Source organism: Sphaerisporangium aureirubrum (genome assembly GCF_042658925.1).
Taxonomy (GTDB): Bacteria; Actinomycetota; Actinomycetes; order Streptosporangiales; family Streptosporangiaceae; genus Sphaerisporangium; species Sphaerisporangium aureirubrum.
In genome coordinates, this window is sequence record NZ_JBHSRF010000067.1 from 37,586 (window position 1) to 50,465 (window position 12,880).

The following is a 12,880-nucleotide window of genomic DNA, read 5'->3' on the forward strand; positions in this document are numbered from 1 at the left end:
CCAGCCGCACACCGGCCGCGGCGTGGCGGGGGTCAACGGTGGACCTGCCGGGAGACGGTGTGGCCCTGGGTGGCGGCCAGTTCCAGGAGGCGGTGGTGGGCCTTGGTACCGGCTGCGGCGGCCTGGTCCTGGGGGACGGTGCGGAGTTCGGCGTCGCCGACGATGGTCTTGCCCGCCACCAGGACCCGGGAGATGGGCGGGGGCGGGCCGAAGACCAGGGCGCAGACGGGGTCGGCCACGGCGGAGGCGAAGCCGTCCACGCGCCACAGGACCAGGTCGGCCAGTTTGCCGGGTTCGAGGGAGCCCAGTTCGTCGGCGCGGCCCAGGCAGCGGGCGCCGCCGAGGGTGGCCATCTCCAGGGACTGGCGGGCGGTCAGGGCGGCGGGGCCGTAGCGGGCGCGCTGGAACAGCAGGGCCTGGCGCATCTCGCCGGACAGGACGGTGAGCTCGCTGGAGGCGCTGCCGTCCACGCCGAGGCCCACGGGGGCGCCGGCGCGCAGGAGTTCGGAGACGCGGGCGATGCCGGCGCCGAGACGGCCGTTGGAGCTCGGGCAGTGGGCGGAGCCGGTGCCGGTCTCGGCGAAGCGGGTGATGTCGCGGTCGCGCAGGTGGACGGCGTGCGCGACCCAGACGTCGGGGCCGAGCCAGCCGAGCTTCTCCATGTAGTCGACCGGTGCGCAGCCCATCTGCGCCAGGCAGTGCTCCTCCTCGTCCAGGGTCTCGCACAGGTGGGTGTGCAGGCGCACGCCCTTGTCGCGGGCCAGCGCGGCCGACTCGGTCATCAGGCGGGCGGTGACGGAGAACGGCGAGCACGGCGCGACCGCGACCCGCAGCATCGAGCCGGGCGAGGGGTCGTGGTAGGTGTCGACGGCCTCGGCGGTGGCGTCGAGGATCTCCTCCAGGGTCTCCACGACCTCGTCCGGCGGCAGCCCGCCGTCGGACACGCCCCGGTCCATCGAGCCCCGGCAGGGATGAAAACGCACCCCGATGTCCCTGGCCGCCTCGATCTCGGCGGCGAACAGGTCGCCCCGGCCCTTGGGGAAGACGTAGTGGTGGTCGGTCGTGGTGGTGCAGCCGGACAGCGCCAGCCAGCCGAGCCCGGCCGTCGCGGCGCCCTTGACCACCTCGGCGTCCATGGCGGCCCACACCTGGTACAGCGCGGTGAGCCACTCGAACAGCGTGGCGTCCTGGGCGACGCCCTGGGTGGCCCACTGGTACAGGTGGTGGTGGGTGTTGACCAGCCCGGGGGTGGCCAGGCAGCCGGTGCCGTCGATCCGTTCCGCGCCGGGGACGTCCGGCGCGGGCCCGGGGCCGAGGGCCGCGATCCGTCCGTCCTGGATGTGGATGTAGCCGTTGGAGATCTCGGGGCCGGCGACGGGGGCGACGGCGACGTTCTCCACGACCGTCGCCCGCGTGCCCGTCATCGGCCGGCCTTGCGGGCGGCGGCCAGCTTCACGGCGTCCAGGATCTTCTCGTAGCCGGTGCAGCGGCACAGGTTGCCCGCCAGCGCCTCGCGGATCTCGGCGTCCGACGGCTCGGGCGTGCGCTGGAGCAGGTCGTGCGCCTGGACGATCAGGCCCGGCGTGCAGAAGCCGCACTGGACGGCGCCGCACTCGACGAACGTCTCCTGCAGCGGGTCGAGCCGGTCCCCGTCGGCCAGCCCTTCGACGGTGCGCACCTCGCGGCCCTCCACCTGTCCGGCGGCCACCAGGCACGCGCACACCGGCAGGCCGTCGAGGTACACCGTGCAGGACCCGCATTCCCCCTGCTCGCAGGCGTTCTTGGACCCCGGGAGGCCGACCCGTTCGCGCAGGACGTACAGAAGGCTCTCCCCCTCCCAGACGCCGTCGGCCGTCTCCGCCCGGCCGTTGACGGTGAAGTTCACGCGCATGCCGCCACCCCTTCGCGGTAGTCGTTCCACGCCCAGCCGAGCGTTCTTCTGGCCATCACCGCCACCGCGTGGCGGCGGTAGGCGGCGGTGCCCCGCACGTCGTCGATCGGGGAGGCCGCCTCGGCCGCAAGCTCGCCGAACCGGGTCAGCAGGGCGTCGCCGAGCGGCGGGGCGCCGTCCCAGTCCAGCTCGGCGGCGAGGAACTCCTCGGCGGCGTGGGCCCGCCTCGGGGTGGGGGCCGCCGACCCGAGGCCGGTCCCGGCGCGCCGCTCCGCCGGGTGCAGCGCGACCGCGAAGGAGCACACGGCGATGACCATGGCGTTGCGGGTGCCGACCTTGGAGAAGTACTGCGGCCCGGCGGCGGGGCTCATCCAGAACGCGCGGATCAGCTCGCCGGGCCGCAGGGCGCTGCGCTTGACGCCGAGGTAGAACTCGTTGGCCGGGATCATCCGCACGCCGCCGGCCGCCGACTCGACCTCCACGACCGCGTCCCCGGCCAGCAGCGGCGGGTGGCTGTCCCCGGCCGGGGAGGCGGCGCCGAGGTTGCCGCCCACCGACCCCCGGTTGCGGATCTGCGGCGACCCGACCGTGCGGGATGCCTGGGCGAGGCCCGGCAGCCGGTCCCCGAGCTCGGTGATGATCCGCGCGTACGGGACCCCCGCGCCGACCCGCAGCCGCCCGTCCGCGGCGACCTCCCAGTCGCGCAGGCAGGCGACCGGGCCGAGGTCCAGCAGCGCCACCGGGCGGCGCGCATCGAAGTTGATCTCCACCATGACGTCGGTGCCGCCCTGGAGGGGCACCGCCTCGGGGGTCTCGGCCTTGGCGGCCAGGGCCTCCTGCCAGGTCGTGGGACGCAGGAACTCCATGTCGATCCTCCTCAGTCCCACGCGGGCCCGGGGTCGGGGGCGTGGTCGTGCCGGACGGTGCCCTCGATCAGGCCGTACGGGCGATCGGCGGCGAAGTACACCTCGTTGTCGTTGTCCAGTCCGAACGGGGTGAGGTCGACGAGGAAGTGGTGCTTGTTGGGTAGCGCCAGCCGTATCTCGCAGATCTCCTCGCAGGCGGTGAGCACCCGGGCGCCCATGGCGTAGAGGGTCTGCTGCAGGGAGAGGCTGTGCGTGCCCGCGAACGCCTCCAGCAGGCATCGCCGCACGTCGTCGTACGATTTGCCGTAATCGTACGCCCCGGTGCCCGCCGGGAGGTGACGCCACCCGGCGGTGACGGCGGTGGCGAGGACGCGGTCGGTGGCCGGCTGGAGCGTCGTGTACCGGTCGCGGGCGAAGCCGTGGAACTCCGAGCCCGTGGTGTTGAGCAGCACCAGGTCGCGCAGGCCGGAGACGACGCTCGTGGTGCCGTCCTGGTCGTGGTGGACCACGCACGTGCGGATCTCGGTGGCCGAGCGGGTGAACGAGTGCGGGCCCTGGCGCTCCCAGGAGTACTCCTCGATCGCGACCCGGGCGTGGTGGATCGCGGGCTGCGAGGCGGTGAAGTGGCGGGCCAGCAGCAGGGCGAAGTCCTCGATCTGGCCGATGCCGTGCTCGCGGGCGAAGGCGTAGACGGTGTTCTTCTGCGTGTCGGTCGGCAGCACGGCGGAGTTGTCGCCGGTCAGGTGGACCTCGGCCATGTCACCGGACAGTGCCACGCTGACGTTGCAGTCCTTCAGGTGGTGCACGTCGCCGTCACGGGTGACGCGGACTACACGGGTCTCCGCCTTGCCGTAGCGGTTGGCGCCGAGGACGACGGTCACTGGCTTAGCTCCCACGGTAGGTCGAGTAGGCGAACGGGCTGAGCAGCAGCGGCACGTGGTGGTGCGCGGTGGGGTCGGCCACGGCGAACGTGACGACCACCTCGGGGTAGAACGCGTCGACGCCGGCGGCGGCGAAGTAGGCGCCGGTCCCGAAGACCAGGCGGTACACCCCCGCCCCCGGCTCCCCGTCCGGCAGCCAGTCCCGCAGCCTCCCGTCCCCGTCGGTGACCCCTTCCCCGACCACCCGCCCGTCCCGCTCCAGCCGCACCGCGACCCCCTCGGCGGGACGGCCGAGCATGGCGTCCAGGACGTGCGTGGACAGGCTCATCGGCCCACCCCCCGTCGGCCGGCGTCCCCCTCGGCGCGCTGCACGCCGAGGGGGACGCGGCCGGGTCCTTGGGTCATCGGGGCTCACCGCCGATGTCCGTGGCCAGAAGCTTGGCGACCCGTAGCCGGGTGATCTTGGACAGTTCCTCCCGTACCACGGCCCGTTCCGCCTCCTCGTCGTTGTCCAGGCGTGCCGTCAGCCGTTCGAGCATCTCCGCCGCCGAGAGCCCGGTGGCGCAGATCAGGTACACGTGCCCGAACCGCCGCTCGTAGGCGGCGTTTCCCGCCGCCAGCCCCTCCATCGTCTCCCGGGCCGCTCCGCCGGTCCCCGCCTGCTCCCCCCGGGACCAGGACGCCTCCCGTCCCGCCCCGGACGCGCGCTCGCCGATCCGGGGGTGCGCGGCCAGGGCCTCCGCCACGTCCGGCCAGGCCAGTGCGAGCACGGCGGCGGCCGCCGCGTCCGCCAGTTCCTCCCCCGAGCCGTACGGCCGCCCCGCGACGACCCGAGCGGCGAACGCCGTGGAGGCGCAGCAGGCGAGCAGCTCGCGCTCGGCGTCCGGCGGGCTGAGCCCGTTGAGCGCCGCAAGCCCGGCGGGCACCGGTGTGACGTTCGGCATGCCAGCCAGTAGATCGCCCGCCACGCCGATCGGTCCAGCGGCGATAGCTCCCAAGTGCCCCAACACATCCCCAGGACTTTTCGTGTCATGCTCCAACCGCCCCCGCGCACCGTCGCCTTCGACCCCCTGAAGCCGGTCGGCTCCGGGCACCCCTGCGGCTCGAGCGGCCCCCGGCGCCCCGTCCCGGTACCGCGCCTCCCCTAAGCTGGAGCTGGCCTGACCTGCGCTTTTCGGCGGCCGGACGCCGTCCTGGCGGCGCGTCCTCCCTGAGGCGGGCAAGATGGACGCGCCAAGGCCGCCGTCAGGGCGCCGCGGCTCATCATCATCGATCTCGACGACTCACCCGAAGGAGACGGCACGCCGGCCCAGGGGCATCGCGGCCCGGGGCGGCGGTCCAGCGACCCATGACCCCTACCTCACCCATCGGCGGGCACGTGACCGTGGCGGGCGGCCTCGCCACGGGCGGGCTGAAGTACGCCGCCGAGATCCACGCCGAGATCGTCCAGGTGTTCGTGACCAACCCTCGTGGATGGGCGCTGAACGACGGGAATCGCACCGAGGACGCGACGATGCGCGAGTCCGGCGTGCCCGTCTTCATCCACACGTCCTACATGGTCAACGTGGGCTCCCCCGACCCGGCCATCCTGGAGAAGTCCCTGACGTCCATCCGGCACGCCCTGCGCCGGGGGGCCGAGATCGGCGCGGCCGGCGTCGTCGTGCACACCGGGTCGGCGGTCACCCAGCCCAGGGAGGCGGCGCTGCGCGGGCTGCGCGAGCACCTGCTTCCGCTGCTGGACGAGATCCCGGACGGCGGGCCCGACGTGCTGTTCGAGCCGATGGCGGGCCAGGGCAAGATGTTGTGCGCCACCGTGCAGGACCTGGAGCCGTACCTGGGAGCGCTGGAGTTCCACCCCCGGGCCGGCCTCTGCCTGGACACCTGCCACGCCTACGCCGCCGGCCACGACCTGGCCGCGCCGGACGGCATGGTGCGGATGCTCGACGACCTGCACGCCATCGCCCCCGGACGCCTGAAGCTGGTGCACGCCAACGACTCCAAGCACCCCTGCGGCTCCAAGCGCGACCACCACGAGAACATCGGCGCGGGCCACATCGGCGCCGCCGCCTTCGCCGCCCTCATGCGCCACCCGGCCGCCGCCGGGGTGCCGCTGTGCATCGAGACCCCAGGCAAGGGCGAACGCCACCGCGAGGACATCCTGCTCCTGAAGAGACTCCGCGACGGCACCGCCTGACTACACCCGTGACGCGCGCCGCCCGGCCAGAAAGTGGTCGAACGCGGCCAGGGCGGGCTCCGGGTCGCGGCGGCCGACGCCGATGCGGAACCGGTCGGCGGGCACGGCGGCGAGGCGGGAGTCGTAGATGCTCGCGGGCAGCAGCACGACCCCGGCGGTCTCCACAAGTTCGCGGCAGAACGTCTCCACGCCGTCGGCGCCGAGGTAGCGGGGGAAGGCGACGCAGCCGCCGTCCGGGGGTGCCCACGCGAACAGGTCCTCGTGCGCGGCGAAGAACTCGGCGAACACCGGGAGGTTGGCCGAGATGATCCCCCGGTTGCGGGCCTGGATGCGCTCCCCGGCGCCGAGGGCGACCGTGGCGAGGAACTCGCTGGGCGCCGAGCTGCAGATCGAGGTGTAGTGCTTGTGCCGTTCCAGGGTCTCCAGCAGGGCGTGGTCGTGGCTGGCGACCCAGCCGATCCGCAGCCCCGGCATCCCATACGACTTGGACATCACGTTGATCGAGACCGCGGTGCCGGAGAGGTCGGCCGCCTGCGGCAGCATGCGCTCCCGGTCCGTCTCCAGCCCCCGGTAGACCTCGTCGGAGACCAGCCGCAGCCCGCGTTCCTCGCAGAGCTCCACCAGCGCCCGCCAGGTCTCGTGATCGGGTACGGCCCCGGTGGGGTTGTTGGGGAAGTTGACCGCCACCACGCGGGTCGACGGCCGTACCGCCGCCCGCACCGCGTCGACGTCCAGCCGCCACCCGTCCGCCTCGTCGAGCAGCACCCCGGTGACCTCGGCCCCGGTGACCAGCGGCACCGTCTCCATCGACTGGTAGTTCGGCACCGTCATGATCACGTGGTCACCCGGCCCCGCGAGCACCTGCATGACCCAGAAGATCGCCTCCTCGGCGCCCGCGAACACGAGCACGTCCTCCGGCGCACAGGTCCCGTACGTCGCCGCGACCGCCTCCCGCAGCCGCCCACTCCCCCACGTCTCGGTGTAACTCAGCGGCAGCTCCCCGAACGCCCGCCGATCCTCCTCGCTCCCGAGCTCCAGCAACTCCCCCACGGTCAACGTCTCCGCGTCCGACGCCGTCAGGTGATAACGCGCGGCGAACTCCCACCGCGACAGATACGTCTCAAGCCGGAACTCCGGCATCCGATCGAACACCTCGCTCACGCCCGAACCTCTTTCCCCATTGCGTACGTGGTCACGTCCGAACCTCCTTCAGCAGGGCCGCCTCTGGCAACGGCCATCCGGGTGAGGAGGCTCACAGTGGACCACTCGGTACGGGTCCAGAGGGGCCAGGCTGGGTAGAGGCGGCGGAGTGCGTCGATCTGCTGGGCGATCAGCTCAGCGATCTGGGGGGGCAGCCGGGCCGTCGGCGCGATCACGGCGTCACCGCGAGGACGGCGAGGCTTCCTGTTCGGCCATGGCTCGCGCGAGCGCGAGTTCGTCGTCGGCGTCCACGGTTCGTGCGGCGCCGGCGGCTTGCTGAGTTTGATCGAACGGGTCTTCACGTGTCGCCCACCAGCGTCCGGTGTCGCTGCGGAAGACCCGCCATCTCGGTGCCGTCTCATCGGATGGCCTGCCTCTGCCGTTCGCCATGGCGCAGAACCTCGATTCCCAATCAAGGGACCCGGCCGACGCGGGTCCCGCCCATTTCGCGTACGCATCCATCAGACCCGCAGGTCCGGCCGCCGAGGGAGCGGCGGTTGGGGGACACTGGAGGACAGGCGTGGTGTCCTCCGAGCCTTTGGAGAGGTGCAGGACATGACCGGCGACAGGCCCGCGTGGGCGGTGAGGCTGCGCAGCGAGCGGCGCAGGCACGGATGGTCGCAAAAGGAGCTGGTTCGTCGGCTGATCGACGCCGCAGACGAACGCACGCGTGCTCATCTGCCCTCGCGGGAGTCGATCGCCCGTCGCGTCCGGACCCACGAGGCCGGGGAGCACCAGCCCGACGATCCCTACCGGATGTTGTACTGCCGGGTGTTCGGCCTCGACGAGACGGAACTTTTCGGCGGCGGCTCGTGCGACGACGACACGGAGAGTCTTGAGTTGTGCCGTCGTGCCGTCGCGAGCGATGTGGGGTCGGAGACGCTGGATCATCTGGAGATGGCCGTGGACGAACTGGCCGTCGCCTATCCGGGGACACCACCGGCCGTGCTGCTGGAACGGGTCAGGCGGCATCTGAGCTACGTGACCCGCCTGCTCGAAGGACGGAAGACGCTCGCCGAGCATCGGCGTCTGCTCGTGGCCGGCGGGTGGCTGTCACTGCTGGCCGCGACGTGCCACATCGACCTGCACCAGTTCTCCGCCGGCCGCGCACGGCTGCGTACGGCATCACAGCTGGCCGCGCACGCCGAGCATGCCGAGATCGCGGCCTGGTGCCTGGAGACCGAGGCGTGGCAGGTGCTCACCGCGGGGGATCACAGACGGGCCCTCTCGCTGGCTCAGGCCGCGCAACGGGTCGCGCCGAAGAACGGCTCGGCCTACATCCAGGCCGCTGCCCAGGAAGGGCGGGCATGGGCGCGGCTGGGCGCCGCCCGGGAGACACGCGACTCCCTCGACCGCGTGGACCGCCTGGTGGCGCCGCTGCGGGCGCCCGACCGGCCCGAGCACCACTACCGGTACGACCCCGCCAAGTCCGACGCCTACACCGCCACCACCCTGTCGTGGCTCGGCGACCCCGCGGCTGAGCCGTACGCCCGCGGCGTCCTCGAACGGCTGGAGTCGGCGACGGACGGCCCGCCCCGCCCTCGCAGGGCCGCGTCCGCCCGCCTGGATCTGGCTCTGGCGCTGCTGGCCGCCGACCAGCCGGACGAGGCGGCCCACGTCACGCTCGCGGCGATCACCAGTGGGCGCCTCGTACCGTCGAACTTCTGGCGCGCGGCCGAGGTCGTCACGTCTGTGGAGTCCCGCCACGTACCCGAGGCCACCGAACTGCGTGAGGCGTATCGGGAGTTGTGCGGACCGGCGCAGAGGAGTCGCTGAGCCCGGGTGCATGGTCCGGCGGGTGGTCCATGCCCGGGGACGTTCGCACGCTGCGGAGCGGTCGGCCACGCCGTGCGGCGAGGGTCGCCTCAAAAAAGGACTGCGCCGAAGGCACCGTTTTCGGGGGCGGGGGTGGGGTCTCCCCGTTTTGCGGGGCGGGGGGCGGGGTGTTCGCTGACGCGATCCGGCCGCCCCCCTGGGGCCGGATCGTGTGAGAGGCCTTGCGGCCGGTCGGCGAACACCCCACCTCGCCGAGGCCACCCGGCCCTACCCCCCGGTCAGGGCCCGGTGGCCTCTGGCGGTCGCCTGGGTACGCCGGTGCGCGGCACCCGGTGGCGACCACCATTGGAACCGCGTGACCGGGAACTGCGTCAGGCCTGGTCACGCGGTGTGGCTCTTCGACGCGCACGACATTACGTTGGGTCATCAGGGCCGTGTGAGGTGCTTGGGAGGCCGCTCGCTCAACGGTCAGTAGTCAGCGGTATACGGAGCGCTCCGACGCGACGAGCGGCGCCCGGCGGACGACGAGCGGTGTCGTGGGGGCTCGCGCCGGGGCCGTTTTCGTGACCGGGCCGGACAGCACCCGGTCTGCGGGACATACGGGAGCCCGGCGCCGGTCGGCGGGGACGAGCGGCGGGGCTTGAAGGTGGGCGGCCGGGAACGAGCCGTCCGGCGGGGGCGGGGGTGAGCCGTCCGGCGGAGGCGGGGGCGAGCCGGCGGAGGCGGGGGTCGTCAGGGGGCGGGGGTCGTCAGGGGGCGGGGCGTGGGGGGAGGAGGTCGGGGGGTGGGGCGTGGGGGCGGGTTTGGCGGACCAGTTGTTCGCGGACGTGGCGGGTGTGGCGGCGGCTCACCTGGAGGGTCGTGTCGCCCACGCGGAGGAGGGCGCGGCCCTCTTCGAAGCGCATCTCGGTGACGTGGCGGGTGGAGACCAGGGTGCTGCGGTGGACGCGGATGAAGCCCAGAGGGCCCCAGCGGCGCTCCAGGGCCGCGAGGGACATCCGCACCAGGTGGGTGCCTTCTGCGGTGTGGAGGCGGACGTAGTCGCCGCTGGCCTCGGCGTAGCTGACGGCGTGCTGCGGGATGAAGCTGGTGCGGCCGGACAGCTCGACGGGGATGACGTCCTCGGTGCCGGCGTCGGTGGCCGAGCCGTACGTGGCGAGTTCGAGGCGGCGGACGGCCTCGGCGAGCCGGTCGGGGCGCAGCGGCTTGAGCAGGTAGTCGACCGCCTCCAGCTCGAACGCCTGCACCGCCCGGTCGTCGTGCGCGGTCACGAACACGAGCTTCGGCGGCACGGGGAACGCGCCGATCAGCCGGGCGAGGTCCAGCCCGTCCAGGCCGGGCATGCGGATGTCGAGGAAGACGCAGTCGAGCCGGTCCCCCGCGCCGATCATCGCCACCATGTCCTGCAGCGCGGCGACCCCGTCGGACGCGGTCAGCACCTGCTCGACGCGGCTGTCCTGCCGCAGCAGGTAGGCGAGCTCCGACAGCGCGTGTTCCTCGTCGTCAACAGCCAGCACACGGAGCATGGCCCCTACGCTGCCGCCCGGACCGCCCGCCGGGCAAGACCTGTCGCGACATTGTGTAGTTGCCTGACGGCACTGAGTTATGGACGCGGGTGCCGCTTGGGCAGCCGCATCCGCACCGTGGTGCCCTCGCCGGGCGCGGTGTCGATGGACAGCCCGTACTCCTGGCCGTAGATCTGCCGCAGCCGCACGTCGACGTTGGCGAGACCGATGCCACTGTCCCCGCTCGGCGGCTCGCCGTCCAGCAGGTCGCGCACCCGGGCGGGGTCCATGCCGGCGCCGTCGTCCTCGACGGTGATGTGCACCTCGTCCCCGGCGTCGCGGACCACCACGCTGACCTCGCCCGTGCCGCCGCCCCGGCGGATGCCGTGGGTGATGGCGTTCTCCACCAGGGGTTGCAGGCACAGGAACGGCACGGGGACGGGCAGCACCTCGCGGACCACGTCCACGACGTACCGGAGTTTGCTGCCGAACCGTGCGCGTTCCAGCAGCAGGTAGCGGTCCACGCAGGTCAGCTCGTCGGACAGCGTGGTGAAGTCCCCGGCGCGGCGCAGCGCGTGCCGGGCGAACTCGGCGAAGTCCAGCAGCAGCTCGCGGGCTCGGGCGGGTTCGGTGCGGGTGAACGAGGCGATGGTGGCGAGCGAGTTGCACACGAAGTGCGGGGAGATCTGGGCGCGCAGGGCCCGGGTCTCGGCGGCGAGGGCCCGGCGCCGGGTGGCGTCCAGCTCGGCGAGCTCCAGCTGGCCGGACGCCCACCGGCCGAGCTCGGTGGCGGCCCGTACGAGCCCCGCGTCGACCTGCGCGTGGTAGGCGGCCAGCGCCCCGATGACCCGGCCGCCGACGATGAGGGGCACCACCACGGCGCTGCGCACGGCGCAGTCGTCGGCCTCGCAGAACAGGTCGTCCCCGGCGACCAGGTGGGGCCGCCCGCCGCCGAGGACGCCGGAGACGTGGCCGAGCAGGTCGCGCACCCGCGCCTCGTCCATGGGCTCCCAGGCGCCGTCCCAGGCGAGCAGCTGGTCGGTGGAGGTGACGGCCAGCGCGGACGTCCCGGCGAGGGCCCGCAGGTGGCGCACGGCCCGGCGGGCCGACTCACGGGTGAGGCCGGCCCGGAGGTACGGCGCGGCCATCGCGGCGACGTGCAGGGTGGTGTGGGCCGCGCCGGCGTCGTCACGGCCGCGTCCCCGGCCGCGGCGGCCGAGAACGTATCCGGCGGCGCCGGTGGCGACGCACAGCAGGATCCATCCGCTGTCGAGCATGCGGAAAACCGTATTGGGTGACGGGGCGTGATCGGGTGCGAACCCTACGCAGGGCCCTCGCCGGGCTCCTCCTGGTAGGAGTAACGCTGCTCGAGCCAGGGGTCGCCGATGTTGTGGTAGCCGCGGTCCTCCCAGAACCCGCGGCGGTCCTCGGGCATGTACTCCACCGCGCGGACCCATTTGACGCTCTTCCACGCGTACAGGTGGGGAACGATGATCCGCACCGGATGACCGCGGTCGGCGCTGAGCGGCTTGTCGTCCAGTTCCGTGGCGAACAGCGTGGTCTCGCGGTCGAAGTCCTCGATGCGAAGGTTGGCGCTGTAGCCGTACTCGCCCCAGATCATCACGTGCCTGACGCCCCGCGCGGGCGGTGCCGCGGCGAGCAGCGCGGCGGCGGGGACGCCGCCCCATTCATTGCCCATCAGGGAGAACTTGGTGACGCAGTGGAAGTCGGCGAGCACCGTGTCGTGCGGCAGCGCGGAGAACTCGGGCCAGGTGAACCTGGTCTCCGCGCCGGAGGCGGTGGCGCCGAACACCGAGAAGCTCCAGGTCTCCGGGCGGAACTTGGGGATCCTGCCGTAGTGGACGACCGGTCGGCCGCGTGGGACGTACTGCCCGGGGGGCAGTCGGGCTTCCTCGGTGGGGTCCGGCACCTGGCAATCCTCCCACCGCGTCCCCGGCCGCGCGGCATCGGCACCCACGGGGGCGAGTCCGGATCCGGCTGCGCTAGACTCGGCGGCGATGCGTACCGCGTTCGAGTTTTGGTATGGCGACGGACCCGTGGAGTGGACCGTTCGCCGTCAGACGCTGCGCTGACAGGTAAACGTCGCAAAGGCCCCGGGTCCGTCTGGACCCGGGGCCTTTTTGCATGAGAAGGGACAAAAACCATGGTCATCGTCATGGCCCCCGAGGCCACCCAAGAGGACGTCGACGCCGTCGTCGGGGTCGTCGCCGCGGCAGGCGGCAGCGCGTTCGTCAGCCGCGGCGTGAGCCGTACGATCATCGGCCTGGTCGGGGACGTGGCGCAGTTCGGCACCCTCGCCCTCGGGGGCATGACCGGCGTGGCCGAGGTCATGCGCATCACCGCGCCCTACAAGCTGGTGAGCCGCGAGAACCATCCGGACCGCACGACGGTGCGGGTGGGCGGGGTGCCGATCGGGCCGGGCACCGTGACGCTGATCGCGGGTCCGTGCGCGGTGGAGACGCCGGACCAGACACTGGCGGCGGCGTTGATGGCCAAGGCCGCCGGCGCGACGCTGCTGCGCGGCGGGGCGTTCAAGCCCCGGACCT

The 12,880-nt window shown here is 72.9% G+C and carries 13 protein-coding genes and 1 pseudogene; 3 read left to right on the plus strand and 11 right to left on the minus strand.

What is annotated here, in order from left to right; all coding sequences use genetic code 11:
• Window positions 1-32 precede the first annotated feature (32 nt).
• The 6 genes from ACFP1K_RS31365 to uraD all read right to left on the minus strand — a co-directional run bounded on the left by ACFP1K_RS31365 (window position 33) and on the right by uraD (window position 4,582).
• Complete coding sequence (locus ACFP1K_RS31365; protein WP_380760115.1) at window positions 33-1,424, minus strand: 8-oxoguanine deaminase; 1,392 nt, start codon at window positions 1,422-1,424, stop codon at window positions 33-35.
• Window positions 1,421-1,891, minus strand: a complete 471-nt coding sequence (locus tag ACFP1K_RS31370; RefSeq protein WP_380760117.1) for a (2Fe-2S)-binding protein — start codon at window positions 1,889-1,891, stop codon at window positions 1,421-1,423. The genes ACFP1K_RS31365 and ACFP1K_RS31370 overlap by 4 nt, the downstream gene beginning before the upstream one ends.
• Complete coding sequence (locus ACFP1K_RS31375) at window positions 1,882-2,757, minus strand: FAD binding domain-containing protein (RefSeq protein WP_380760119.1); 876 nt, start codon at window positions 2,755-2,757, stop codon at window positions 1,882-1,884. Before ACFP1K_RS31375 ends, ACFP1K_RS31370 begins: the two co-directional genes overlap by 10 nt.
• A gap of 11 nt (window positions 2,758-2,768) precedes the next feature.
• Entirely contained in the window at window positions 2,769-3,638 is an 870-nt protein-coding gene (pucL, locus tag ACFP1K_RS31380; protein ID WP_380760121.1) for a factor-independent urate hydroxylase, read from the minus strand.
• A 4-nt stretch (window positions 3,639-3,642) separates the two neighbouring features.
• A complete protein-coding gene (gene uraH / locus ACFP1K_RS31385; protein ID WP_380760123.1) occupies window positions 3,643-3,966 on the minus strand; it encodes a hydroxyisourate hydrolase in 324 nt (107 codons plus the stop codon).
• A 73-nt stretch (window positions 3,967-4,039) separates the two neighbouring features.
• Complete coding sequence (gene uraD, locus ACFP1K_RS31390; protein WP_380760125.1) at window positions 4,040-4,582, minus strand: 2-oxo-4-hydroxy-4-carboxy-5-ureidoimidazoline decarboxylase; 543 nt, start codon at window positions 4,580-4,582, stop codon at window positions 4,040-4,042.
• Between the two features lie 404 nt (window positions 4,583-4,986).
• Here uraD and ACFP1K_RS31395 point away from each other — a divergent pair, with 404 nt between their 5' ends.
• Window positions 4,987-5,832, plus strand: coding sequence for a deoxyribonuclease IV (locus ACFP1K_RS31395; RefSeq protein WP_380760127.1), 846 nt, complete (start codon window positions 4,987-4,989; stop codon window positions 5,830-5,832).
• Here the strand turns inward: ACFP1K_RS31395 and ACFP1K_RS31400 are convergent, their stop codons facing one another.
• Both ACFP1K_RS31400 and ACFP1K_RS31405 read right to left on the minus strand, forming a co-directional pair.
• On the minus strand, window positions 5,833-6,993 hold the full coding sequence (locus ACFP1K_RS31400; RefSeq protein ID WP_380760129.1) for an aminotransferase class I/II-fold pyridoxal phosphate-dependent enzyme: 1,161 nt from the start codon (window positions 6,991-6,993) through the stop codon (window positions 5,833-5,835).
• Between the two features lie 219 nt (window positions 6,994-7,212).
• On the minus strand, window positions 7,213-7,422 hold the full coding sequence (locus tag ACFP1K_RS31405; RefSeq protein WP_380760131.1) for a hypothetical protein: 210 nt from the start codon (window positions 7,420-7,422) through the stop codon (window positions 7,213-7,215).
• Between the two features lie 165 nt (window positions 7,423-7,587).
• On the opposite strand from ACFP1K_RS31405, the gene ACFP1K_RS31410 reads away from it, so the two are divergent.
• The gene (locus tag ACFP1K_RS31410) at window positions 7,588-8,808 is read left to right on the plus strand and encodes a hypothetical protein (protein ID WP_380760133.1); all 1,221 of its coding nucleotides are present in this window, start codon (window positions 7,588-7,590) and stop codon (window positions 8,806-8,808) included.
• A gap of 749 nt (window positions 8,809-9,557) precedes the next feature.
• On the opposite strand, the gene ACFP1K_RS31415 is transcribed toward ACFP1K_RS31410, so the two are convergent.
• From ACFP1K_RS31415 to ACFP1K_RS31425, 3 genes are all read right to left on the minus strand, one after another.
• Window positions 9,558-10,334, minus strand: a complete 777-nt coding sequence (locus ACFP1K_RS31415) for a LytR/AlgR family response regulator transcription factor (protein WP_380760135.1) — start codon at window positions 10,332-10,334, stop codon at window positions 9,558-9,560.
• Between the two features lie 77 nt (window positions 10,335-10,411).
• Window positions 10,412-11,590 (minus strand): histidine kinase, encoded by a 1,179-nt coding sequence (locus ACFP1K_RS31420; protein ID WP_380760137.1) that lies wholly within the window; start codon window positions 11,588-11,590, stop codon window positions 10,412-10,414.
• Window positions 11,591-11,634: 44 nt separating this feature from the next.
• Entirely contained in the window at window positions 11,635-12,243 is a 609-nt protein-coding gene (locus tag ACFP1K_RS31425) for a molybdopterin-dependent oxidoreductase (RefSeq protein WP_380760140.1), read from the minus strand.
• Window positions 12,244-12,477: 234 nt separating this feature from the next.
• Between ACFP1K_RS31425 and ACFP1K_RS31430 the strand changes: the two are divergent.
• A pseudogene (locus tag ACFP1K_RS31430) lies at window positions 12,478-12,880 on the plus strand (3-deoxy-7-phosphoheptulonate synthase); the annotation flags it as partial.

Coding starts and splice junctions, on each gene's coding strand:
- ACFP1K_RS31370 (WP_380760117.1), bottom strand. CDS start 1,891: ATGCGCGTGAACTTCACCGTCAACGGCCGGGCGGAGACGGCCGACGGC.
- uraD (WP_380760125.1), bottom strand. CDS start 4,582: ATGCCGAACGTCACACCGGTGCCCGCCGGGCTTGCGGCGCTCAACGGG.
- ACFP1K_RS31420 (WP_380760137.1), bottom strand. CDS start 11,590: ATGCTCGACAGCGGATGGATCCTGCTGTGCGTCGCCACCGGCGCCGCC.
- ACFP1K_RS31395 (WP_380760127.1), top strand. CDS start 4,987: ATGACCCCTACCTCACCCATCGGCGGGCACGTGACCGTGGCGGGCGGC.
- uraH (WP_380760123.1), bottom strand. CDS start 3,966: ATGAGCCTGTCCACGCACGTCCTGGACGCCATGCTCGGCCGTCCCGCC.
- ACFP1K_RS31365 (WP_380760115.1), bottom strand. CDS start 1,424: ATGACGGGCACGCGGGCGACGGTCGTGGAGAACGTCGCCGTCGCCCCC.
- ACFP1K_RS31410 (WP_380760133.1), top strand. CDS start 7,588: ATGACCGGCGACAGGCCCGCGTGGGCGGTGAGGCTGCGCAGCGAGCGG.
- ACFP1K_RS31375 (WP_380760119.1), bottom strand. CDS start 2,757: ATGGAGTTCCTGCGTCCCACGACCTGGCAGGAGGCCCTGGCCGCCAAG.
- ACFP1K_RS31405 (WP_380760131.1), bottom strand. CDS start 7,422: ATGGCGAACGGCAGAGGCAGGCCATCCGATGAGACGGCACCGAGATGG.
- ACFP1K_RS31415 (WP_380760135.1), bottom strand. CDS start 10,334: ATGCTCCGTGTGCTGGCTGTTGACGACGAGGAACACGCGCTGTCGGAG.